Source organism: Pseudomonas sp. SMN11 (assembly GCF_052041945.1).
In the GTDB taxonomy this organism is placed as follows: Bacteria; Pseudomonadota; Gammaproteobacteria; order Pseudomonadales; family Pseudomonadaceae; genus Aquipseudomonas.
Window position 1 is genome coordinate 1 of record NZ_JBKGGW010000083.1, and the last position, 1,036, is coordinate 1,036.

A 1,036-nucleotide genomic window follows, 5' to 3' on the forward strand; every position below is an offset into this window, starting at 1 on the left:
CAGCCACAGCGTTATCCCAACAATTGCCCTTCCGGCTCATGCTTTGCGTGAAGCCTTTCTTGGCCAGCGCGAATCGAAATTTGCTGCTTGCATACTGACGTCCCTGATCGGAGTGGAACACAACACCGTAGAGGCCAAGGCATGCGTTCCAAGCATTGATGAAGGCTCTCTCAACCAAGTCGTCCGGCATACGATCCGCCAAGCTGTAACCCAGCACCTGGCGCGTCTGAATGCTGAGTACGACTGCCAGATACAACCATCCCTCTTTGGTTGCGATGTAGGTGATATCGCTGACCCAAGTGGGCGTGGTGCTGTTCACGGCAAACTGTCGAGCCAGCACATTGTCCGCTACAGGTAGGTAGTGATGGCTATCAGTCGTACAGGGTTTGAAACCGCCTTTGCATTTGCCTTGGATGTGTTCCTCGTGCATCAGCCGACCTATCCGTTTGTGGCCCACTGCGTGCGCCTGCCGGCGCAGAGCTTCGACCAGCCGTGGTCGGCCATAAGTATTCCGGCTGGCCACGTAGGCCTTGTGCAAATCAACGCGAATCTGCGCATCCCGATCTGGACGGCCCTGGCGATGCTGATAGTCGTAAAACCCTGAAGCCGAGACACCCATCACCCGGCAGAGCAATCGCACCGGGAATTGAGCCCGTTCACTAGCGACGAAGGCGTATCTCACCTGGACTCTTTGGCAAAGAATACCGCCGCCTTTTTTAGGATTTCGCGCTCCAGTTTGAGTTCGGCATTCTCGGCCCTGAGCCGCGCCAGTTCGCTGTCGTCTTTACTGACAGGGCGTCGGTCGGGGGAGCTTAACGAGTGCCCTTTACGAGACGCGTCAACCCAGTTATCAAGCGTCTTTACGGGAATCTCGAGTTGCCGGGCAGCTTCGGTTCTTCCTACCGTTTGCGCCAAGGCAACGGCCTGGATTTTGAACTCTTCGGTGTAGTTACGGTAGGTTCGAGTGGACATGACAACCTCCAAGAGAACGATTCAAGTATCGCCTCTTGGCGTCCGTTGTCACGGGACAGGCCCA

General features: G+C 56.1%; 2 protein-coding genes. Both read right to left on the reverse strand.

Annotated elements, in window-relative coordinates; translation table 11 throughout:
• Positions 1-682, reverse strand: a 682-nt coding sequence (locus ACLEJU_RS28625) for an IS3 family transposase (protein WP_435425692.1), incomplete at its 3' end; no start/stop codon positions are given.
• Positions 679-972, reverse strand: a complete 294-nt coding sequence (locus ACLEJU_RS28630; protein WP_336332453.1) for a transposase — start codon at positions 970-972, stop codon at positions 679-681. The genes ACLEJU_RS28625 and ACLEJU_RS28630, both read right to left, overlap by 4 nt.
• Positions 973-1,036 lie beyond the last annotated feature (64 nt).